Here is a 20,863-nt window from a genome sequence, read left to right on the forward strand (position 1 = left end):
CATGACCATTCGCACGCTGAGCGAGGCCATGACCGGTCTGTCGATGCGTTCGCGCACGATCAGCGACAACCTCGCGAACATCGACACACCCGGCTTCCTCGCCGGCAAGGTCGACTTCGAGTCGGTCCTGAAGAAGGCGTACGCCGCGGGCACCGACCCGACCGGCATGGACATCGCCACCTCCCGTTCGCTCGAGCCGACGCGGACCAACGGCAGCAACGTCAACCTCGACGAGGAAGCGGTGGCGGGTCAGGAGACCCTGCTCACCCAGCAGCTCGTCGCACAGGCGCTGACGAACAAGTACAAGGGCCTGCGCACGGCCATCACCGGTAGCGGTCAGGGCTGAGGGGGACGTCATGAGCATGTTCGACGCGATGAACATCTCCAACTCCGGTCTCACGACCAACCGCAAGTGGCTCGACGCCATCAGCGACAACATCACGAACATGAACAACGTGAGCCGCACGGACGAGGCCGCGTTCCAGGCCCGTTACGTCGTGGCCCGTGCCGCCGACTACGGCAAGCCCGCCGGTGCCTACGTGGCGGGAAACATGTGGGGCAACCCGGAGGGCCGTGTCGTCGACATGCCCGATCACCCCCTGGCCGACGCGCGCGGGCAGGTGCGCGTCCCCGACATCAATCTGTCTGACCAGATGGCGCAGCTCATGCAGGCTCAGCGCGCCTATCAGGCCAACCTCGCCGTCGTCGAACGCACGAAGGCGGCCTACGAAGCAGCGATCGGAATCGGTAGATGAGCATCGCCCCCATCAGCCCCTCGTTCGGATTCGGCGTGACCCCCGGATTCGGCATCAACCCCGCCTACGGCGTCTCGGCGACCCCGCCGCGCACCCAGCTCGACCTGGGTGGCTCCGGCGGAGGTGTGACGACGTTCGGTCAGGTTCTCGCCGACCGCATCGCCGCCTTCGGGCCGGCCGCGTCGCCGGCGGCTGCACCGAACGTCACCACTGCCGTCACCGATGCCTCCGGCACCCGCGTGAACAACCTCGGCGGAGTGCAGGCCGTGACGGCGCCGGTCAACGCACAGAACGCGGCGAACTCCGGCATGAGCGGGTACGTCTCGGAGAAGCTCGGGCAGTTGTCGGGCCTGCACACGCGCAGCGACAAGCTGGCGGTGGCCGCCGCGACGGGTGACCTGCGGGACATCCACGAGTACACGATCGCCGCGCAGGAGTCGGGCGTGGCCACGCAGCTCGCCGTCACCGTCCGTGACAAGGCGGTCCAGGCGTTCAACGAGATCATCCGGATGCAACTGTGAACAAGAGCAAGATCACCTCCGTCTTCTCCTCCTCGAAGCAGACCTTCGGCTCGTTCACCCCCGGTCAGCGCGCGGTGACGATCATCGCGCTCGTCGTCGCCCTCGTCGGTGGTTTCGCGTTCATCCAGTGGGCCAGCGCGCCGACGATGACGCCGGTGTTCAGCAACCTCTCGGCCACCGACGCCGGTGCGGTCACCGCCAAGCTCGACGAAGTCGGCACCAAGTACGAGCTCGGCGAGGGCGGCACCACCGTGCTCGTGCCGGCCGAGCAGGTCGCCAAGACCCGCATCGACCTGGCCGCGGCCGGGCTGCCCAAGAACACCGAGAACAGCCAGGGGTACACGCTCCTGGACGAGCAGAACTTCGCCTCCTCCGACTTCCAGCAGAAGATGGCCGCCAAGCGCGCCGCCGAGGGTGAGCTGCAGAAGGCCATCGAGAGCATGGACGTCGTGCAGAAGGCCACCGTGCAGCTCGCGCTGCCCGAGGAGGAGGTCTTCACCGCCGAGCGCACCCCGACCACCGCGTCGGTGCTCGTCTCGCCCAAGCCGCAGAGCCAGCTCGACGCCGGCCAGGTCGAGGCCATCGTGCACCTGGTCAGCAGCGCCGTGCCGAAGATGACCGCCGGTAACGTCACGGTCACCGACAGCACCGGAAAGCTGCTGTCGGCCACCGGGACCGGCGGCGCCGCCAGCTCGATCGGCGACCAGCGCGCGGCCCAGGCCCAGACGATGTCGCTCACGGCCCAGCAGAAGATCCAGGCGATGCTCGACAAGGCCGTCGGCCCGGGCAACTCCTCGGTCACCGTCACGGCCGACCTGAACTTCGACAACACGCGGATCCAGTCCAACGAGTACATCCCGGCGCAGCCCGGTGCCGTGCCCGTGCAGGAGGACATCGAGACCGAACGCCTGCGCGGCAACGGTCAGACCCCCGTCGGTGGCGTCCTCGGCCCGGACAACATCACCGTGCCCAACGCCAACGCGGGTCAGACCAACCAGGAGTACGACACCGAGAAGCGCAAGGTGCAGAACCCCGTGGGAACCCGCGTCACCGAGACCGAGCAGGCGCCCGGTCGACTGGCCCGGATGACCGTGGCCGTCATGCTCGACTCGGGCAAGTCGGCCGCGATCAACCAGACAGAGATGAACGAGCTCGTCGCCGCCGCCGCCGGTATCGACGCCGACCGTGGCGACGTCGTCAAGGTCAGCCGCATGCCGTTCGACACCCAGGCCGCCGCCGCCGCCGAGGCCGCAGCACAGGCCGCCGCCGAGCAGCAGCGTCAGGACGAACTCATCGAGCTCGCCAAGAACATCGGTCTCGCGCTCCTGCTCCTGCTGGCCCTGCTCATCGGGTTCCGCAAGAGCCGCAAGAAGACCCGCACGGTCGAGATGGGCGACCTCGCCTCCGTCGAGACCGAGAGCATCCTGCCCCCGCAGGGTCTGCCCGAGCTCCCGCCGCCCCCTCGGAGTACGCGTTGGAGGACGACGAGATGCCGGTCATCGAGGCCACCCCGGTCGACCCGCAGTCCGAGGCGCGCAGCCAGGCTCGCGCCGAGATCTCGGCACTCGCCTCCGAGAACCCCGACGAGGTCGCGCGGTTGCTGCGCGGCTGGATCGCGGAGAGGAAGTGACGTGAACTCCATGCCCCCTTCGCCGGCCCGGCGCCCCTGAGGCGTCCTGCGTCCGATGTGCGTGAGAAAGAGATGTCATGAGTACGGTCGCCCCTCACCTCACCGGGCTGCGCAAGGCCGCCATCCTGCTGGTCCAGCTCGGGCGGGACGCCTCCGCCTCGATCCTCAAGACCCTCCCCGAGCACGAGGTCGAGGCCCTCACGGCCGAGATCGCGCGCCTGGAGGACGTCGACGTCGAGATCCTGGACGAGGTCCTCGAGGAGTTCCGCCAGGTCGCCAAGGCCCGCCAGTACTACGTGCAGGGCGGTGTCGGGTTCGCCGAGGAGATCCTCGTCGCGACCATGGGCAAGGAGAAGGCGCAGGAGGTCATGGACCGCCTGACCGCCTCGCTGGTGGAGCTGCCGTTCGAGTTCCTCCGACGGGTCGACGCCAAGCTCATCCTCAACTACCTCGCCGACGAGCACCCGCAGACGATCACGCTGGTGCTCGCGCACATGCAGTCCGAGCAGGCCGCGATCATCCTCTCGGGTCTGACCCCCGACATGCAGGCCGAGGTCGCGCACCGCCTGGCGATCATGGACCGCACGTCCCCGGAGATCGTCAAGCAGGTCGAGGCGCACCTCGAGCGGCGACTGTCCACGCTCGTGCAGGCGTCGGACTCGACCAAGGTCGGCGGCCTGAAGCCGTTGGTCGAGATCATCAACCAGTCCGACCGCACCACCGAGCGCCTCATCCTCGAGGGCCTGGAGAAGCGGGATCTCGAACTGGCCGAGCAGGTCCGCGCGCAGATGTTCATGTTCGAGGACATCGTCGGCCTGGAGGACCGCGCCGTGCAGGTCGTGCTGCGCAAGGTCGACTCCAAGGACCTCGCCGTCGCCCTCAAGGGTGTGCGCGAGGACGTCCGCGAGAAGATCACCCGCAACATGTCCGAGCGTGCCGCGCTCGCCCTCGCCGACGAGATCAGCATCCTCGGGCCCGTGCGCCTCAAGCAGGTCGAGGAGGCGCAGGCCGTCGTCATCCGCCAGATCCGGATGCTCGAGGAGGCCGGCGAGATCGTCGTGGCCCGCGGCGGCGGTGACGAGTTCGTTGCCTAGCGCCCGCCGTCAGCACACCCCGGTCCGCCCGAGCTACGTCATCCGGGCGGTCGAGGACGACGTGTCCCGTCCCGCGCGGATGGGGTCGGACCTGACGACGACCGAGTTCGCGCCGGTCGGTATCGCCGACCCCCGCCTCGTGGACCCCTATCTCGCGCAGCTCGTCGAGGAGGCACGGGAGGAGGCACGCAAGGAGGGGTACGAGGCCGGGCGTCGGGCCGGGTTCGAGGTCGGCCGCGCCGAGGGGCTGGAACTCCTGGCGCAGCAGCAGGCCGAGTTCGCCGAGGAGGACGCGCGGGAGCGTGCCTCCCGCAAGGAGCGGCTCGGTGAGCTGCTCATCGCCGTCGAGACCGCCATCGCCTCCGCGCTGGACTACCAGGCTCCGGCGATCGCCGAGATGCAGGAGGTCATCAGCGGCCTGTCGGCGGAGATCGCCGCGGCCGTGATCGGCCACCACCTGGCGGTGGGGGACTGCACGGCCCGCGACGCCGTCATGCGTGCGCTGGGGCAGGTGCCGCGGCGCGTGCGGGTCAGCCTGCGGATGAACCCGGCCGACCTCGCCGAGGTCGAGGCCATCACCGGCGACATCACCGACTGGACCGTCGCGCAGGTCATCCCCGACCCGAGCGTGGCCCGCGGCGACGCGATCGCCCTGGCCGACAACCTCGAGGTCGAGGCGAGCATCTCCGGCGCCCTCGCGCGCGTCAACGAGGCGCTCGGCCGATGACCGTCGACTCGTCCCAACGGGCCGGACGCCACGTCGTGCTCTCCGGAGTCTACGCCGACCTCGCCCGGCAGGTGCGCCAGGCCGCCACGCCGCTGGCCAAGGGCAAGGTCGTCAGCGCCGTCGGTCTGTCCATCGAGATCGCCGGCCTGGAGCTGGGGATCGGCGAGGCCGTGCGCATCATCGGCGACCACGGCCCGATCATGACCGAGGTCGTCGCCCTCCACGACGGGTACGCCTCGTGCATGCCGGTCTCGGACCTGCGCGGCGTGCGCGCCGGCAACCCCGTGCTCTCCACGGGCGCTCCGCTGCAGGTCCCCGTGGGTGCGGGGCTGCTCGGACGCGTCGTCGACGCCCTCGGACGCCCGATGGACGGCGGCCCACCGCTGACCAACGTCACGTTGACCAGCTCGGACGGCACGCCGCCCCCGGCGATGGAACGCGAACGCATCACCGACCCGATGCCGCTCGGCGTCCGCGCCATTGACACGCTCGTGCCGGCCGGGCGCGGCCAGCGCATGGGCATCTTCGCGGGCTCCGGTGTCGGCAAGTCGAGCCTGCTCTCGATGATCGTCCGCGGCACCGAGGCGCCGGTCTCGGTGCTGGCCCTGGTCGGCGAACGCGGCCGTGAGGTCCGCGAATTCATCGAGGGCGACCTCGGACCCGAGGGCATGAAGCGGTCCGTCGTCGTCGTGGCGACCTCCGACGAACCCTCCCTGGTGCGTCTGCGGGCGGCGTTCACGGCCACCCGGATCGCGGAGTGGTTCCGCGACCAGGGCCAGGACGTCATCCTCTGCATGGACTCGGTCACCCGAGTCGCGATGGCCCAGCGCGAGGTCGGCCTCGCCGCCGGCGAACCGCCCGCCACCCGCGGCTACCCGCCGAGCGTGTTCGGGCTCATGCCGCGGCTGCTCGAACGGGCCGGCATGTCCAAGGACGGGTCGATCACGGCCCTGTACACGGTCCTCGTCGACGGCGACGACCTCAACGACCCCATCGCCGACAACGTGCGGTCGATCCTCGACGGACACATCGTGCTGTCGCGCAAACTCGCCACGCAGGGCCACTTCCCGGCCATCGACGTGCTCGAGTCGATCTCGCGTGTCAACAACGCCGTGACGACGAGGGACCAGCGCGCCGACGCCACCCTGCTGCGCGGCCTGCTCGCAGCGCGCCGCGACGCCAAGGACCTCATCGACATCGGCGCCTACGTCGCCGGCAGCAACCCGCAGGTCGACCGGGCCCTCGCGCAGTCGGCCGACATCGACGCGTTCCTGCGCCAGGACATGGAGGACCTCACCCCCGCACCCCAGGCGTGGGAATCGCTGAACCGCATCGCCGAGTCGGGCTGAACCGGCCGTGGCGAAGTTCACGACGCCCTACGACACGTTGCTGCGGGTCAGGCGCATCGAGGAGGACAAGGCGAAGGCCGAGATGGCGAGCGCCTCCCACGCGCAGCGGGCCGCGCAGGCCACGCTCGAGAGCCGCGAGGCGGCCTACCCCGACCTCGTGCGGCCTCCGGATGCTGAGACGGCACTGAGGGATTTCCGTCGACATCAGGAGTCGGCCGAGGCCGCCGCCGCATCCGTCACCCAGGCGAGGCAGGCGAACGAATCGGCATACGAACAACTGGAGTCCGCGCGGACGCTGCTCCAGGAGGCCGCGATGCGCACCCAGGGACTCGAGCGGCTCGTCGATCGGGCCCGTGAAGAGCGGTTTCGCGAAATGCTCGATGCCGACCAGCGGGCGGCCGAAGAGAGTGCGTCGAGGAAAAAGAAAGGACGTCGATGACGATCGAGGCGAGCGGCCTGGCGGCCGCCCAGTCGAGGGTCGCGCAGATCCAGTCGCTCTTCGGACCGAAGGCCGCCCCTGCGACGGCCACGGCGACGTCGGCGACGGCCACGAACGGGTCGTTCGGCGACGCGATGACCCGTGCCCGCAGTCAGTCGGCGACCGCACAGCCCTCCGCCGACGCGGCGACCTCGCACGCGCAGAACGCGCCCACCGCTGCCGGCCGGTCCAGCGCCGGCGCCGCGGCGACGCGGGCGGAGTCTGCTCCGGCGACGTCCTCCGGCGGGCTCAAGGACGCCGACGCCGTGCTGGCCACCGCCAAGAAGTACCTCGGCATCCCCTACAAGTGGGGCGGCACCAACCCGAAGGTCGGCCTCGACTGCTCGGGCTTCGTGCAACTCGTGTTCAAGCAGCACGGGATCTCCCTGCCGCGCGTCTCGCGCGACCAGGCACGCCAGGGCTCGAAGGTGGAATCCCTCGCCCAGGCCAAGCCCGGTGACCTCGTGGCGTTCAACAGCCCGGTCAGCCACATCGGCATCTACGTGGGCGACGGCAAGATGATCCACGCCCCGCGCACCGGCGACGTCGTCAAGATCAGCAACGTCCACAAGAACATCACCGCCATCCGCCGGGTCCTGCCCGAGGAGGCCCCGGGCGCGACCGCCCAGCCGGCCTCGACGACGCCCGCGGCCACCTCGCCGCTGCCGGCCCCCGGCGTCGACACGGCCAAGCTGGCCACGACGCTGCGCAACGCCGCCATGAGCACCGCGGTCAATGGTGCGGACACGGCCACGTGGCAGGAGGCCGTCGCCGCGGCCGTCTCGCAGAGCCTGGTGGGCTCCGACGTGGAGAACCCGCAGGCCGCAGTGCAGGCGGCCATCGCCGGTCTCGGCTCCTCGGCCGCCGAAGTCGTGGCCGCCGCGAGCATGGGCCCGACCGCCACGTCGGCCGTCACCCGCCGGGCGGGTGGCCTCGCGCCGGACGCCGTGGGCACCACCGCGCTCAACCAGGCCCCGTCGCGCTTCCGTGAGCTGTTCGAGGCCGCCGAGCGCAAGTACGGCGTGCCCGCGACGCTGCTCGCAGCCGTCGCCAAGCAGGAGAGCAACTTCAAGCCCAACGCGGTCAGCCGCGCCGGCGCCCAGGGGCTCATGCAGATCATGCCCGGCACCGCCCGTGGCCTCGGCGTCACGAACGCCTTCGACCCCGCGCAGGCTGTCGACGGCGCTGCCAAGCTGCTGCGCTCGCACCTGCGGACCTTCGGCTCGACCGAGCTCGCACTGGCCGCCTACAACGCCGGCCCCGGTGCCGTGCGCAAGTACGACGGCATCCCGCCGTTCCGGGAGACCCAGAACTACGTCCGCAAGATCATGGCCGGACTCCAGGGGATGGCAGCATGACCGAACTCGTTCCCGACGTCACCCGCACCCGCTACGGGCGCGCCACCGCCGACGGCGGCCGCACCGGAGGCACCCCCGTCGAGGGGTTCTTCGAGGCGATGAACACCGCGTCCAAGGGCCCGCGCGGCCAGGCCGCCGACACGGCCGGAGCCGGAGTCGGTGGGCAGGGCGGCGGGTCTTCGGCCGGTGGGTCGGGGTCGGGTTCGGGTTCGGCGTCGATGTCGACCGATTCATCCACGGGAGAGCCGAAGTCGCTCGCCGCGCAGACGGCGTTCGCGCGGCTCACCGAACGTGGCCTGTGGCACCAGGCGCTCGGCCTCGCCGCCGGTCTGGTCGACGGCGACGTGCGCCGCACGTCCGAGACGCTGCTGGGCCAGGCGGCGGTGCCCGCTGCGAACGCGGCCGCGACAGCAGGCGACGACGCGCTCGCGGGCACGGATGCCTCGGTGCCCGTGACCGCAGTTCCCTCTGCCGGTGTCGACGAGGCCGCTGACGTGGCCGACGTCGATGCCGCTGCCGGCGGCACAAGCGACGTCGCGCCGCTGGACCGTGCGCTCAGCTCGGCCGCGATCGTCGCCGCCGAGACCGCCGCGGGAGCCGCGGCCTCCGCGACCGCTGCCATCGCCGGATCCTCCACCGCGACCGGTGAGGCCGACGCCGACGTGCCGACCGCGGCGCCGGGCGTCTCGGCGGCCGGGGCCCAGGGGCGTTCTACGGGTGCCGCGACTGCGACGGTCCCGACCGTGCCGAGTGCGCCCGCCGAGGCCGCTGCCGGGCAGGCGTTCGGACGAGTCGCCGGATCGCAGCCCGCTGCCGCGCAGAGCGCGCAGGCCGCTCCCGCAGGTGCCTCGGAGACGACCACCGAGGGCGAGGCCGCACTGCGCGGCGCCGCCTTCGGCACGCCTGCCGTGGCTTCGGCGGCTGCCGGCCGCGACACCTCCACCGTCGCCGACGATGCGACCGTGCGCCCCGCGGCTGTGCCGCAGGGCGTCGCCGAGGCCGCCGGTGGCGCGAACCGTGCCGCTGCTGCTGCGGCGGGCTCACGCACCGATGGCGTCGTCGGCCAGGGAGCCGCATCGCCGCAGGTGGGCTCACAGATTCCTGTCTCCGGCGGTGCTGCGGACGGCACTCCCGACACCGTCACGGCCACGCGCGGACGGAACTCCGCCGACGCCCTCTCCGGTGCGGCGACGCGCACCGCGGCGGGTCTCGACCAGGGCGCGGCCGGCCGGGTGCCCGCGGGTGCCCAGGCACCTGTCGCCCCGGGCGTCACGCCGCAGACTGCTGCGCCGTCGGCCGCCGCTGCTCCCGCCGCGGGCGCTCCGGTGCCCGCCGTGCCCGCGACGCCGACCGTCGCCCAGCCGACTCCGGCCGGCGCCGCTGCCGCTGGTGTGCCGATCCCCGGCGTGGTGGTCGAGGACGTCCAGGTCGAGGGTCAGGCTGCCGGTCTGCCGGCCGACGCCGCCGAGACCCGTGTTGCCGGGGAGCCCCGTCAGTTCGTGCAGCGACCGGCCACCGAGTCTGCTGGTCGCGCCGCCGTGGCCGAGGCGGCCACACCGGCGGCGACCGATGCAGCAGCGGTGTCCGAGTCCCCCGAAGGCATGTCGGAGGTCGACCGCGCCGCTGCGACCGGCGACCGCTCGAGCGTGGACCGCACCGACGTGCGTGCCGACCTCGGCGGCGGGCGTGGCGGGGAGTCCCAGCAGGGCTCCGGCCGCGAGATGCCGCGCCAGGACATGACTCTGGTCGGTGCCGAGCGGGGCTTCACAGCTCCCGCGTCGATGCCGGTCGTCTCGCAGGCGGCCGCACCCGCCGGGGCGAGCCCTGCCGGTGCACCGCTGCACGCGCAGATCATGCAGGGCCTCGGGCCGCTGCTGCGCCGCGAGGACGGCACCCACCAAATCCAGTTGCAGCTCGCCCCCGCCCACCTGGGCCGGGTGCGGATCACCCTCGAGATCCGCGGCGGTGAGGTGGCCGTGATGATGCAGGCCGCCGACGGTGCCGCCCGTGAACTCCTGCGCGACAACGTCGACCAGTTGCGCCAGCAGCTCTCCGATCTGGGCCTGCGACCCGGCTCGGTCGACGTCGACTCCGGCGGTCACGCCGACGGTGGCGACGGCTGGCAGCAGCTCGTCGACGCCCAGGCCCAGGCCCGTCGCGCCGCGGAACTCGGCGACGGCACCGGATTCCCCGGCGAGCCCGACCTTGCCGCCCCGAACACCGAGAACCTGGCGTCGTCCCCTGCCGGCGACGCCGCCCCTGCCCAGTCCGATGACGGCGACCTCGATGTCCGTCTTTGAGGAGGACACCCCATGACCACACCTGTCGGTTCGACGACCAACAGCACTCCGCCCCCGCCCCCGGCACCGACCAACACGGTCAAGCAGCCGGACGGGTCGACGTTCGAGCTGCCCATCCCCACGGCGACCTGGGACCCGGCGACCAACTCGTGGCGGTCGAACGTCACCGAAGAGGTCACCAAGCAGGCCCAGCAGATCAACCGCAAGTACGGCCAGGCTCTCGACGCCGACGACTTCATGAAGTTGCTCGTCGCGCAGATGCGCTACCAGGACCCGAGCAAGCCCGCCGACACCACGGCGATGATGCAGCAGACCGCCTCGATGGCGATGCTCGAGCGCGTCAACGAGATGACGACCTCGGCCAACGCCATGGCGGAGGCCGCGAAGGACCTCAAGGCCAGCAACAACGAACTCATGGCCTACTACGCCGGACAGCGCGTGGAGCAGCGAATGGCCACGGCTGTCGGGATGATCGGCGCCACCATCACCTATGCCGACCCGGCCGATGCGTCCAAGACGCTCGAAGGACTCGTCGAATCCGTCAAGTTCTCCGACGCCGGGCCGATTCTCTTCGTGAGTGGTACGGACGTTCCGCTCGGATCGGTCAAGTCGGTGAAGTCACCGGCCACAGCCGCACCGGACGCCACGCCTGCGACCAGCGACACGAACACGGGTTCGGCTCCCTCCACCGCACCCACCACGGACACCACCGGTGCACCCACCGGCACAGCCACGGACGGCACCCCGGGTAGTGACACCACTGCCGACAGCACCGGAAGCACCGGTACCCCTGCCTAAGACACCTCGGGCCATCGCCCGAGAAGGAGGACTTCTCTCATGATCCGTTCCATGTGGTCGGCCGTCTCCGGTCTGCGTAACCACCAGATCTACCTCGACGTGACCGGTAACAACATCGCGAACGTCAACACCCACGGGTACAAGTACTCCCGCGCCGTCTTCGAGGACAGCCTCAACCAGGTCGTGCGCAACGCGGCAGGGCCGGACACCGCCAATGGCTCCGGTGGTCTCAACCCCACCCAGATCGGTCTCGGCGTTCGCCTCGGACAGATCTCCGGCAACTTCACTCAGGGTGGTCTGCAGGTCACCAACGTGCCGACCGACATCGCCATTCAGGGCGACGGATTCTTCACGGTGCGCAAGGGCGAGACCGAGTACTTCACGCGCAACGGTGCCTTCAGCCTCGACAAGGATGGCAACCTGACCACGTCCGACGGCAGCTTCGTCCTCGGCATCATGGGCGACGGTGACATCACAGCCGGGGGCGAACCGGATGACCTGGCGCCGATTCAGATCAGCACGAAGGATTGGCAGAACTTCCAGATCTCGCCCAATGGCAAGATCATGGGTCAGGCAGTCGGGGAGGAAGCGCTCACCCAGATCGGTCAGATCGGTCTCGTCAAGTTCAACAACCCCGCCGGTCTCGATCGCGTGGGTGGAACGATGTTCCGGCAGACGCTTAACTCCGGTGACCCGCTGGTGTACGCCCCGAACGACGCCGACAACGGCATGGGCTTCGTCACCGCCGGCACCCTCGAACTCTCCAACGTCGACCTGGCCGGTGAGTTCACCAACCTGATCATGGCCCAGCGTGGTTTCCAGGCGAACTCGAAGGTCGTCACGGCCTCCGACGAGGTGCTCAACGACCTCATCAACATGAAGCGCTGATCCGGCTCTTAGTTCTTCGCCGGTCGCATCAGACCCTGTGTCGACGCTGTCACGTCGACTCGACCGCTTCGGTGGTCACCGGCCGGCGCGCCTTCTTCCGGGCGCGCCGGCCGCTCTCGTCCGTCTCTGCCATAAGGACCCTGCATGTTCCGTGCCGCCGACTCCGCGATCGCCGGGATGCGTCAGCATCAGATCTTCCTCGACGTCACCGGTAACAACATCGCGAACGTCAACACCGACGGGTACAAGGTCAACCGGGCGATGTTCGAGGACACGTTGTCCAAGATCGCCCGGGCCAACGACATGGCGCCGCCGCAGCCGAACGGGGCCATCAACCCCGCGATGCTCGGTCTGGGTGTCGGGACGCGAGCCATCTACGGCGAGTTCCACCAGGGCGCATTCATCACGACGAACAAGCCGACCGATCTCGGCATCGGCGGCGCCGGCTACTTCGTCCTCCAGGGGGCGGGGGCGCACCTACACCCGCAACGGCAGCTTCTCGCTCGACCCCACGGGTGTCCTGCGGGCCGGCGACGGCAAGGCGGTGCTCGGCGTCGACAACCGACCCATCCGCATCCCCGACGCCTCCACCACGCCCGCGAGCTACTCGATCGGTCCGAGCGGCCGGGTGACCGCGCGGGGTGCGAACGGCGAGGAGGTCGTGCTCGGCACGATCCAGATCGCCCGCTTCACCAACGACGCAGGTCTGTTCCGCATCGGCAACACCGAGTTCCGCGAGACGGAGGCCTCCGGCGCCCCCATCGCCGGCACGGGCGGCACCGACGGCCGCGGCTCGATCTACTCCGGCGTCGTCGAGGCGAGCAACACCGACATGGGCCGCGAACTCACCAACCTCATCCTGGCCCAGCGCGGATTCGCCGCCAGCTCCAAGGTGCTCTCGACGATGGACGAGCTCGCCGACTCGGTGAACCAGATCCGCCGCTAAACCCACCTGAAACAGCAGGTGAGGTGTGAAACAGTCGCGCACGCGCCGCTGTTTCACCCTCACCTGCTGTCTGAGGACGCGTGGGTGCCGGTCGTCAGCGCCGGATGTCGGGTGGATCGGTGGTGACGGGGAGCCCGTCCGCGACCCACGCCTCGAATCCACCGATGACGTCTGTGGCTCGGTGCAGCCCCATCTGCCGCAGGTTCCAGGCGGCCAACGAGGACGAATACCCGTGCCGACACACCAGCACGTATCGGGTGTCCCACCTCCTCGCCTCGGGGATGCGGTAGGCGAAGGTCGGGTCCAACCGCCAGGGCAGTACGGTCAGATCGATGACGAGCGCGTCGGGGATCTCGGCGGTCCTCGCCCGCTGCGCGTCCGTGCGCACGTCGACGATGACGGCTTCCCGTGATCGTTCCTCCCACGCCTGCGCGGGAGTGAGCCGATCCAGCCCGGCCCGTGCCCTCGCCAGCAGACCCATCGACCCGGACACAGCGGCGGAGTCCTGCACCGACACGACCTCGTGCAGCGCCATGGGCGCCCTGCGTCGTTCCGTCACAGGCCCGACGATAGGCGCGACGTCCGCCACCGAGGTCCACGCCTCGCGGACCGCACAGCAGCAGACACCCGTCCCCGAGCGGTGAGTGGGACGACAACGGCTCCTGACCATACTGGTCAGGAGCCGTGTGTCGATTGGTCGGGGTGACAGGATTTGAACCTGCGACCTCTTCGTCCCGAACGAAGCGCGCTACCAAGCTGCGCCACACCCCGGTGCTCGCGTGCGAGCGACCGCCTTACCTTAGCCGACGCGAGGCTCGATCACCGAATCGACTCGGGTGCCGGGCTCGGGCGCGGGACCAGCGTGAGAAGGGTCGCCTCCGGGCGGCAGCAGAACCGGATCGGCGCGTACGGCGAGGTGCCCAGACCGGCGGAGACGTGCATCCACGCGGCGTCCGGCGGCGCCTGCTCCGAGGGGATGCCGCCCGCACCCGGCCACCAGCGCGATACACCCTTGACGCGCTTGGTGTCGAGGTCGCAGTTGGTCACCAGTGCACCGTAGAACGGCACCGCGAGCTGCCCGCCGTGCGTGTGGCCGGCGATGACCAACCCAGCCCCGTCGGTCGTCATCGCATCGAGCGTGCGCGTGTACGGCGCGTGCACGATGCCGACGGTCAGATCGGCGCTCGGGTCAGCGGGCCCGGCCACGTCCTCGTACCGGTCGTACCCCAGGTGCGGGTCGTCGACGCCCACCAGCTCCAGATCGAGCCCGCCCACGGCCATGCGGCCACGCGTGTTGGTGAGGTCCGTCCACCCGGCCCCGGACAACTCCGCGACGAGCACGTCGGTCGGCAGCCGCGGCGTCTTCGGCTTGGCCTTCTTGCGCAGCAGGTAGTCGACCGGGTTCTTGCGCCCCGGAGCGAAGTAGTCGTTCGACCCCAGCACGAACGCCCCCGGCAGGCCCGGAACGGCTCGAGCGCCGTCATCAGCGGCTCGATCGACTGCGGGTGGGCGATGTTGTCGCCCGTGTTGACCACGGCGTCGGGCTCGAGCTCGGCGAGAGCGGAGATCCATGCCAGCTTGCGCTTCTGCGACGGCATGAGGTGGATGTCCGACAGGTGCAGGATGTCGACCGCGCGGCTGCCCTCGGGCAACACCGGCAGCACGAAGCGGCGCAGGGTGAAGGCGTTGCGTTCGATGAGCGAGCCGTACGCGACGGCCCCCGCACCGGCCAGGCCGGTGCCGAGAACGGCTTTCGTGAGCGTGTTCATCGAGGCCAGTGTTGCAGAAAGTGCTCGGGCCCCCTCCGAGCGGAGGAGGCCCGACGCATCCAACACTCAGTTCTGACTGCGCCCGCTCGACAAGGTGAGGCGGATCGTCGACCCCTCGTCGGTCTCCTCACCGGCGCCCGGAGACATCTCGGCGACACGGCCACGCTGGACGTCGGAGGAGGAGACCCGCTCATCGGCGATCTCGACCTCGAAGCCCGCCTGCTCGAGACGGTTGGTGGCACTCTGGCGCCCACGCCCGACGACGTTGGGCACCCGCACCTGCTTGGCCTCGCTCTGCTCGGAGTCCGAATCGTCGCCGCCGGTGAGGCGGAACCGCTCGGCCTTCATGCCCTTGCTCGCCTCGCCCATGATGCGGGCGAACAGGGGAGCGGCGACCGTGCCGCCGTAAGCGCCCACCGACCGCTGCGTGTAGGGGGTGCCGTACCAGACGGCCGTCGACAGCTGCGGCGTGTAGCCCGCGAACCAGGTCTCCGTGCTGTTGTCGGCCGTACCCGTCTTACCGGCCACCTGACGCCCGGAGAGCGCGGCGCGCTTGCCCGTGCCGTCGGTAACGACGCCCTGCAGGATGCGGGTCGCGTCGTAGGCGACCTTGGGCTCGATCGCCCGGCGGCACTTGTTCTCGCCGATGGGGAGCTTGGTGCCGTCGAAGGCCTCGACCTTCTCGACCGGTCGCGGCTCGCAGTACATGCCACCGGCGGCGAGCGTGGCGTAGGAGGCCGCCAGCGTGAGCGGGGAGGCGTTGTCGGCGCCGAGGATGGTCGCCGCCAGACCGCCCGAGCCGTACTCCTTGCCGTCGGCACGGGTCATGCCCATCCGGCGCATGACGTCACGCTGCGGGCAGACACCGGTCTCTGTGGCGAGCTGGGCGAACGCGGTGTTGATCGACATGACCGTGGCCTCGCGCAGCGTGGTCATGCCGTGCTCCTCGCCCTCGGCGTTGTACGGCGAGAACGACCTGTCGGTGTAGCCGCACTGCTCACCCTTGAACGCCGAGCCGGGGAAGGTGGTGCCGTCGACCGGGGCGTAGAAGCGGGAGCCGGCCGTCATGCCCTGTTCGAGAGCGGTGACGACGGCGAACATCTTGGCGGTCGACCCGATCTGGAACCCGGCGGAGGCGCCGTACTTGTTGTCGACGGCCCAGTTGAGGCTCGTCTTGCCCGGGCCGCCCTCCAGCGCCCACTCGGTGTTCTGCCCGATGGACAGCACCCGGCCGGTGCCCGGCTCGACGACGGCGGCCGCCGCACCCCGCTGGCTCGCGTTGGTCGGAGGCACGCGATCGGCCAGCACCTTGGTCGTGTACTCCGTCAGCTTGGGGTCGAACGTCGTGTGCACGTTGAGCCCGCCGTAGTAGAGACGCTTGCGGCGCTCTTCGGGGGTGTTGCCGAGCGCCGGCTGCTCCATCAACCACTTGACGACGTAGTCGCACACGTAGGTGTTGGTGGCGGCGGGGCAGGACGGCTTGGTCTGCGTGACCTTGAGCGAGAGGGCCGACTTCTTGGCACCGTTCATGCGCCGCGTGCTGATCATGCCCTGCTGCCGCATGGCGTCGAGCACGTCGTTGCGGCGCTCGATGGCCCGCTCGGGGTTGTTGATGGGGTCGGCCGTGCCCGGGTTCTGGGCCAGACCGGCGATGAGCGCCGCCTGGGGCAGCGAGAGCTCGGCTGCGGTGGTGTCGAAGTACCGCCGCGCGGCAGCCTCGACCCCGTAGGCGTTGGCGCCGTAGTACACGATGTTGAGGTAGCCCTCGAGGATCTGCTCCTTGCTGCGCCGCTGCTCCATCGAGATGGCGTACTTCATCTCCTGGATCTTGCGGACGATGCCGGGGATGCCGCTGCGGGCCTGAGCGGCCTCCGCCGCGTCCTCGTTGCCCTTCTGACGAGCCGTCGCGATGAGCAACTGCCGCACGTACTGCTGGGTGAGCGTCGAGGCGCCCTGGGTCTCACCACCCGCGGTGGACACGAGGGCGCGCACGAGCCCACGACCATCAACGCCGCCGTGCTCGTAGAACCGGCGGTCCTCGATGGCCACCTGCGCATCGAGCATGACCGGGGCGATCTTGTCGATGGGCACGACCAGGCGGTTCTCGTCGTACAGCGTGGCGATGACCGAGCCGTCCTTGGCGAGGATGCGCGACTGCTGCGCCATGGGCGAGGCCGTGAACTGCGCCGGCAGCGCGTCGAACGCCGTGACCACCGACTTGGCCGTCATCCCTCCCGCGCCGACGATCGGCATGATCACACCTGCGGCCAATAGCCCGAGCACGGTGGATGCCGCGACGAACGCTCCGAGAAGTCCAGCGACCGCGGTCGCTCCCTGACGCCGTTCCATGAGTCCAGCGTAAACGGCATCACTGACAACGGTTCACGGCGCTCGACCCGTGTCGGCCGCGCCTCAGGCGCGCTCGGGGGTCTGAAGGGCGTCCGAAACCGCAGGTGATCCCACGGGTCTAGTCACTTCGGACTACGTCGAACCATCCTCCCGGGGGATCGCGCCGGAGCCCCCGGCTTCCTAACGTTGGAGTAACGAGCCATCGCTCGTCAGCCGCTCACGCGGCCACGTGCATGCGCCACACCGTTGGTCGCCGACACAGAGGACGGGGAATGACGATCACATCAACGCCGATGCGGCGTCGTCAGTCGGACTGGGTGGAGGACTGGACTCCACTCGCGAGTTGCCGGGCCTCCACACCGGATGAGCTGTTCGTCCAGGGGGCTGCGCAACAGCAGGCCAAGAAGATCTGCCTACGCTGCCCGGTCGTGGCCGAGTGCCTCGCCGACGCGTTGGACCACCGGGCCGAGTTCGGCGTCTGGGGTGGCATGACCGAGCGCGAGCGCCGCGCCATCCTGCGTCGGCACCCCGGAGTCACCTCCTGGCGCGACCTCTTCCAGCGCGCACGCGCCGAGGACGAGACGGACTGACCTGACACAGCCCCGGCGTCCGTAGGCCCGGATCCCATCGATCCGTGCTGCGACGACCGGGGCTCAGTCCTGCCCCGGAGCGGACGCTCGCGTGACGGAGGCTCGCTCGAGGGCCGCCTGCGCCTCGGCCCGCTCCCGAGACACGCGCGCCAGTTCCGTACCGATGCCGCGGAGCCCGTCGAGGTCGTGGACGTCGGTGGCGGCGATGGGCACCCGCACCAGAGGAACCGCAGGATGCCGCGCCGCGAAGTCGTTCGTGAGCCGTTCGTGCCTGCGCGCCTCGGCGGCGATGTCGGCGTGCACGTCCAGGAGTTCGGCGGCCGCCAGCAGGCGATCCCCGTCGTTCGAGGACTCCGCCCGCGCCCGCAGCTCCTCGGCCGCGGAGGTCGCCGAGTCCACCGACACCGCCGACGTGCGGGTGTGACGCACCCGGTTGACGACCACACCGGCCAGCGGCATCGCCTCGGCCACCAGCCGGTCGATGAAGTAGCCCGCCTCCCGCAGCGCATCCCGCTCGGGGAGGCCACGACGACGAACGCCGTCTCCGGGCGCTGGAGCAGCGAGAACGTCTGGTCGGCCCGCTCGCGGAACCCGCCGAACATCGTGTCCAGCGCCGCCACCAGGCCGCGGACGTCCTCCAGGGTGGACGCGCCGAGGAGCTTGGACAACACCCCCGACGCCATGCCGATGCCGACCCCGACGACCTTGGTGTAGGCGCGGCCGCCGGCCTTGGCGGGGGCCAGCAGCACCCGGATGAACCGGCCGTCGAGGAAGGAGCCCAGTCGCGTCGGTGAGTCGAGGAAGTCCAACGCCGAGCGCGAGGGCGGCGTGTCGACGACGACGAGATCCCAGCGTGGCCGACCGTCGGGCTCGGTGAAGGCGTGGAGTTGCCCGAGCTTCTCCATCGCCATGTACTCCTGGGTGCCGGCGAACGAGCTCGACAAGGCCTCGTAGAAGGGGTTGGCGAGGATCTGCGCCGCCTTCTCCGGGGTGGCGTGCGCCTGGACGACCTCGTCGAACGTGCGCTTCATGTCGAGCATCATGGCGTCGAGCCGGCCTCCGCGGGAGGCGTCGATCCCCTCCACGGCGCGGGGGGTGTTGTCGAGTTCGGTCAGGCCGAGGGACTGCGCCAGCCGCCGGGCGGGGTCGATCGTCAGCACGACGACGCTGCGACCCTGCTCGGCCGCGCGGACGGCGAGGGCCGCCGCGGTCGTCGTCTTGCCGACACCGCCGGAGCCGCAACAGACGATGATGTGGACGCCCTTGTCGCCGAGCAGCCCGTCGACCCCGAGCGCCGGCCGCGGCTCGGACTCCGAGAAGTGGGCCGCCTGGCGACGGCGGTGACGTGCGGGGGATTCGGTCATGACCACACCGCCTGTTCGGCCAGATGTTGGGCGAGGATGCGGATGCCTGCCGGGTCGGTGCCCTCGCCCACCTTGGGCAGGACGAGCAGGGGGACGCCGTGGCGGGCGAGGACGTCGAGGTGGACGTCCTCGAGCGCGAGGCGGTCGGCGTGATCGCGGGCCTGCTGCAGCAGGGCCGTGACGACCTCGGGCGATCCGTCCACCCGGGACTCGGACAGCACACCGCCCAGCGCCGCGACGGACTCCTCGTCCTGCAGCGCCGGAAGGTCGGCGACGGTGGCCTCGGAGAGGATCTCCTCACGTGCCTGGTTGACGATGATCGCGCCGAGCGGGACCTGGATGCGCGCCAGGTCGGCGACGGCGTCGATCGTCTCCTGCACCGGCATGTCCTCGAGCAAGGTCGTGATGTGGACGACGCACGTGCCCGAGCGCAGCATGCGGGTGATCGAGTCGGCCTGGCCGCGGATCGGCCCCATCCTCGCCAGCTCCGCCACCTCGTCGTTGACGTTGAGGAAGTGGGCGACCCGGCCGGTGGGGAGCGTCGAGGACGACCGCGTCGTAGACCCACGGGGAGGTGCCCGCGCGCGTCGGACGCCCGCGCTCGGCCCGCCGGCGCACCGCCTCGTACACCTTGCCGATGAGCAGCACGTCGCGCACGCCCGGCGCGATGGTCGTGGCGAAGTCGATGGCGCCCATGCGTTCGAGCACGCCGCCGGCCCGCCCCAATTTGTAGAACATGCTGAGGTATTCGAGGAGCGCGGCCTTGGCGTCGACCGCCAGCCCCCAGATCTCACCACCGCCGGAGACCCGCAACACGAGCCGTTCGTCGTCCGCCAGGGGAGCGACGTCGAAGGCCTGGCTGATGCCCTGCCGCCCCTCGACCTCGGCGAGCAACACCTTGTGGCCGAGGCTCGCCAGCGTGAGGGCGAGCGCGGAGGCGACCGTCGTCTTACCGGTGCCGCCCTTGCCGGTGACGACGTGGAGACGCGCGCCCGGCCAGTCGGCGGCGTGCGGGGAGTCGGACATGGCTCAACTGTAGGGACGCCACCGCGGCCCGACACCCGGAGGAGGTTCGGGCAGTTCGCGAGGAGTGCTCGGGTTTCGCCGAGACCGCCCGATATAGCCGGCGGTCTCGGCGAGGGGGTGTCCGCGGCGGGTGCCTTCCACCTCGGCGGGTCCGGTCTAGAGTCGGGGGCATGACCACGTGGGAGTACGTCACCGTTCCGCTGATCGTCCACAACACCAAGGCGATCCTCGACAACTGGGGGTCCGACGGCTGGGAGCTCGTCCAGGTCGTCGTGATGCCCGAGGGCAACCTCGTCGCCTACCTCAAGCGCCCCCTGCAGTCCTGAGTCCCGGCGCGCTCCCGGGCGTCCACGCGCGACGTCCGGGACCGCCCGGCACCGACCCGAGATCATCAGCAGACCCCTGAACCCGAGAACACCGCGAGCCGAGGAGAAGAGCCGTGAGCACCATCGAAGATCGTCTGGCCGAGATGGGACTGTCCGTCCCCGAGGTCGTCCCGCCCGTGGCGTCCTACGTCCCCGCGCAGCGGGATGGTCGCCGCATCTACACCTCGGGGCAGCTGCCCATGAAGGACGGTGCGATGCCGGCCACCGGCAAGGTCGGCGAGGGTGAGGGTCTCGTCAGCCCCGAGCAGGCCAAGGAACTGGCGCAGCTCTGCGCGCTCAACGCGATCGCGGCCGTCAAGAACGTCGTCGGCGATCTGGATCGCGTGGCGCAGGTCGTCAAGGTCGTCGGGTTCGTCGCCAGCGACCCCTCGTTCACCGGCCAGCCGGGCGTCGTCAACGGTGCCAGCGACCTGCTGGGCAAGGCGTTCGGCGATGCCGGGGTGCACGCGCGCAGCGCGGTCGGAGTCAGCGCCCTGCCGCTGGACGCGCCCGTGGAGGTGGAGATGATCGTCGCCCTCGCCGAGGACGACTGAGC

General features: G+C 70.4%; 20 protein-coding genes, 1 tRNA gene and 3 pseudogenes. 17 read left to right on the plus strand and 7 right to left on the minus strand.

Features of this window, described 5'->3' with window-relative positions; all coding sequences use genetic code 11:
* Window position 1: 1 nt before the first annotated feature.
* The 14 genes and pseudogenes from QQK49_RS01505 (at window position 2) to QQK49_RS23115 (ending at window position 12,844) form a co-directional block, all read left to right on the plus strand.
* Complete coding sequence (locus QQK49_RS01505) at window positions 2-346, plus strand: flagellar basal body rod protein FlgB (protein WP_284302346.1); 345 nt, start codon at window positions 2-4, stop codon at window positions 344-346.
* A 10-nt stretch (window positions 347-356) separates the two neighbouring features.
* Complete coding sequence (locus QQK49_RS01510; protein WP_284302347.1) at window positions 357-755, plus strand: flagellar basal body rod protein FlgC; 399 nt, start codon at window positions 357-359, stop codon at window positions 753-755.
* The gene (gene fliE / locus QQK49_RS01515; RefSeq protein ID WP_284302348.1) at window positions 752-1,276 is read left to right on the plus strand and encodes a flagellar hook-basal body complex protein FliE; all 525 of its coding nucleotides are present in this window, start codon (window positions 752-754) and stop codon (window positions 1,274-1,276) included. Before QQK49_RS01510 ends, fliE begins: the two co-directional genes overlap by 4 nt.
* Window positions 1,273-2,946 (plus strand): flagellar basal-body MS-ring/collar protein FliF, encoded by a 1,674-nt coding sequence (gene fliF / locus QQK49_RS01520; RefSeq protein ID WP_284302349.1) that lies wholly within the window; start codon window positions 1,273-1,275, stop codon window positions 2,944-2,946. Before fliE ends, fliF begins: the two co-directional genes overlap by 4 nt.
* Window positions 2,947-2,983: 37 nt before the next feature.
* Window positions 2,984-4,000, plus strand: coding sequence for a flagellar motor switch protein FliG (fliG, locus tag QQK49_RS01525; RefSeq protein ID WP_284302350.1), 1,017 nt, complete (start codon window positions 2,984-2,986; stop codon window positions 3,998-4,000).
* On the plus strand, window positions 3,993-4,727 hold the full coding sequence (locus QQK49_RS01530; protein WP_284302351.1) for a FliH/SctL family protein: 735 nt from the start codon (window positions 3,993-3,995) through the stop codon (window positions 4,725-4,727). Before fliG ends, QQK49_RS01530 begins: the two co-directional genes overlap by 8 nt.
* Entirely contained in the window at window positions 4,724-6,076 is a 1,353-nt protein-coding gene (locus QQK49_RS01535; protein ID WP_284302352.1) for a FliI/YscN family ATPase, read from the plus strand. The genes QQK49_RS01530 and QQK49_RS01535 overlap by 4 nt, the downstream gene beginning before the upstream one ends.
* 7 nt (window positions 6,077-6,083) lie before the next feature.
* A complete protein-coding gene (locus QQK49_RS01540) occupies window positions 6,084-6,515 on the plus strand; it encodes a flagellar FliJ family protein (protein ID WP_284302353.1) in 432 nt (143 codons plus the stop codon).
* A complete protein-coding gene (locus tag QQK49_RS01545) occupies window positions 6,512-7,912 on the plus strand; it encodes a transglycosylase SLT domain-containing protein (protein ID WP_284302354.1) in 1,401 nt (466 codons plus the stop codon). The genes QQK49_RS01540 and QQK49_RS01545 overlap by 4 nt, the downstream gene beginning before the upstream one ends.
* Complete coding sequence (locus QQK49_RS01550; protein WP_284302356.1) at window positions 7,909-10,212, plus strand: flagellar hook-length control protein FliK; 2,304 nt, start codon at window positions 7,909-7,911, stop codon at window positions 10,210-10,212. The genes QQK49_RS01545 and QQK49_RS01550 overlap by 4 nt, the downstream gene beginning before the upstream one ends.
* 12 nt (window positions 10,213-10,224) lie before the next feature.
* Window positions 10,225-11,010, plus strand: a complete 786-nt coding sequence (locus tag QQK49_RS01555; RefSeq protein WP_284302357.1) for a flagellar hook assembly protein FlgD — start codon at window positions 10,225-10,227, stop codon at window positions 11,008-11,010.
* Window positions 11,011-11,049: 39 nt separating this feature from the next.
* The gene (locus tag QQK49_RS01560; RefSeq protein ID WP_284302359.1) at window positions 11,050-11,898 is read left to right on the plus strand and encodes a flagellar hook-basal body complex protein; all 849 of its coding nucleotides are present in this window, start codon (window positions 11,050-11,052) and stop codon (window positions 11,896-11,898) included.
* A gap of 177 nt (window positions 11,899-12,075) precedes the next feature.
* A pseudogene (locus tag QQK49_RS01565) lies at window positions 12,076-12,306 on the plus strand (flagellar basal body protein); the annotation flags it as partial.
* Window positions 12,254-12,844, plus strand: coding sequence for a flagellar hook-basal body protein (locus QQK49_RS23115; RefSeq protein WP_431310505.1), 591 nt, complete (start codon window positions 12,254-12,256; stop codon window positions 12,842-12,844). The pseudogene QQK49_RS01565 and the gene QQK49_RS23115, both read left to right, overlap by 53 nt.
* A 94-nt stretch (window positions 12,845-12,938) precedes the next feature.
* On the opposite strand, the gene QQK49_RS01575 is transcribed toward QQK49_RS23115, so the two are convergent.
* The 4 genes and pseudogenes from QQK49_RS01575 to QQK49_RS01590 form a co-directional block, all read right to left on the minus strand.
* On the minus strand, window positions 12,939-13,403 hold the full coding sequence (locus QQK49_RS01575; RefSeq protein ID WP_348536041.1) for a rhodanese-like domain-containing protein: 465 nt from the start codon (window positions 13,401-13,403) through the stop codon (window positions 12,939-12,941).
* A gap of 135 nt (window positions 13,404-13,538) precedes the next feature.
* Window positions 13,539-13,615 (minus strand) — tRNA-Pro (locus QQK49_RS01580).
* A 48-nt stretch (window positions 13,616-13,663) separates the two neighbouring features.
* A pseudogene (locus tag QQK49_RS01585) lies at window positions 13,664-14,613 on the minus strand (metallophosphoesterase).
* A gap of 66 nt (window positions 14,614-14,679) precedes the next feature.
* A complete protein-coding gene (locus QQK49_RS01590; protein WP_284302360.1) occupies window positions 14,680-16,962 on the minus strand; it encodes a penicillin-binding protein in 2,283 nt (760 codons plus the stop codon).
* A gap of 272 nt (window positions 16,963-17,234) precedes the next feature.
* Here QQK49_RS01590 and QQK49_RS01595 point away from each other — a divergent pair, with 272 nt between their 5' ends.
* Window positions 17,235-17,552, plus strand: a complete 318-nt coding sequence (locus tag QQK49_RS01595; protein ID WP_284302361.1) for a WhiB family transcriptional regulator — start codon at window positions 17,235-17,237, stop codon at window positions 17,550-17,552.
* Window positions 17,553-18,376: 824 nt separating this feature from the next.
* On the opposite strand, the pseudogene QQK49_RS22485 reads toward QQK49_RS01595, so the two are convergent.
* The 3 genes and pseudogenes from QQK49_RS22485 to QQK49_RS01605 form a co-directional block, all read right to left on the minus strand.
* Window positions 18,377-18,916 (minus strand): annotated as a pseudogene (locus QQK49_RS22485) (ArsA family ATPase); the annotation flags it as partial.
* Window positions 18,913-19,296, minus strand: coding sequence for a hypothetical protein (locus QQK49_RS22490; protein ID WP_348536042.1), 384 nt, complete (start codon window positions 19,294-19,296; stop codon window positions 18,913-18,915). The pseudogene QQK49_RS22485 and the gene QQK49_RS22490, both read right to left, overlap by 4 nt.
* Complete coding sequence (locus QQK49_RS01605; RefSeq protein WP_348536043.1) at window positions 19,214-19,942, minus strand: ArsA-related P-loop ATPase; 729 nt, start codon at window positions 19,940-19,942, stop codon at window positions 19,214-19,216. Before QQK49_RS01605 ends, QQK49_RS22490 begins: the two co-directional genes overlap by 83 nt.
* Window positions 19,943-20,112: 170 nt before the next feature.
* Between QQK49_RS01605 and sp36 the strand changes: the two genes are divergently transcribed.
* Window positions 20,113-20,268, plus strand: a complete 156-nt coding sequence (sp36, locus tag QQK49_RS01610; RefSeq protein ID WP_284302362.1) for a Sp36 family protein — start codon at window positions 20,113-20,115, stop codon at window positions 20,266-20,268.
* A gap of 113 nt (window positions 20,269-20,381) precedes the next feature.
* A complete protein-coding gene (locus QQK49_RS01615; protein WP_284302363.1) occupies window positions 20,382-20,861 on the plus strand; it encodes a RidA family protein in 480 nt (159 codons plus the stop codon).
* Window positions 20,862-20,863: the final 2 nt, after the last annotated feature.

It is taken from the genome of Mobilicoccus caccae, from assembly GCF_030161635.1.
Classification (GTDB): domain Bacteria; phylum Actinomycetota; class Actinomycetes; order Actinomycetales; family Dermatophilaceae; genus Mobilicoccus; species Mobilicoccus caccae.

What these genes read in the sequence shown, in the direction of transcription:
- QQK49_RS01505 (WP_284302346.1), top strand. Translation starts at nt 2, where the DNA reads ATGACCATTCGCACGCTGAGCGAGGCCATGACCGGTCTGTCGATGCGT.
- QQK49_RS01510 (WP_284302347.1), top strand. Translation starts at nt 357, where the DNA reads ATGAGCATGTTCGACGCGATGAACATCTCCAACTCCGGTCTCACGACC.
- fliE (WP_284302348.1), top strand. Translation starts at nt 752, where the DNA reads ATGAGCATCGCCCCCATCAGCCCCTCGTTCGGATTCGGCGTGACCCCC.
- fliG (WP_284302350.1), top strand. Translation starts at nt 2,984, where the DNA reads ATGAGTACGGTCGCCCCTCACCTCACCGGGCTGCGCAAGGCCGCCATC.
- QQK49_RS01535 (WP_284302352.1), top strand. Translation starts at nt 4,724, where the DNA reads ATGACCGTCGACTCGTCCCAACGGGCCGGACGCCACGTCGTGCTCTCC.
- QQK49_RS01545 (WP_284302354.1), top strand. Translation starts at nt 6,512, where the DNA reads ATGACGATCGAGGCGAGCGGCCTGGCGGCCGCCCAGTCGAGGGTCGCG.
- QQK49_RS01550 (WP_284302356.1), top strand. Translation starts at nt 7,909, where the DNA reads ATGACCGAACTCGTTCCCGACGTCACCCGCACCCGCTACGGGCGCGCC.
- QQK49_RS01555 (WP_284302357.1), top strand. Translation starts at nt 10,225, where the DNA reads ATGACCACACCTGTCGGTTCGACGACCAACAGCACTCCGCCCCCGCCC.
- QQK49_RS01560 (WP_284302359.1), top strand. Translation starts at nt 11,050, where the DNA reads ATGATCCGTTCCATGTGGTCGGCCGTCTCCGGTCTGCGTAACCACCAG.
- QQK49_RS01590 (WP_284302360.1), bottom strand. Translation starts at nt 16,962, where the DNA reads ATGGAACGGCGTCAGGGAGCGACCGCGGTCGCTGGACTTCTCGGAGCG.
- QQK49_RS01595 (WP_284302361.1), top strand. Translation starts at nt 17,235, where the DNA reads ATGACGATCACATCAACGCCGATGCGGCGTCGTCAGTCGGACTGGGTG.
- QQK49_RS01605 (WP_348536043.1), bottom strand. Translation starts at nt 19,942, where the DNA reads ATGTCCGACTCCCCGCACGCCGCCGACTGGCCGGGCGCGCGTCTCCAC.
- sp36 (WP_284302362.1), top strand. Translation starts at nt 20,113, where the DNA reads ATGACCACGTGGGAGTACGTCACCGTTCCGCTGATCGTCCACAACACC.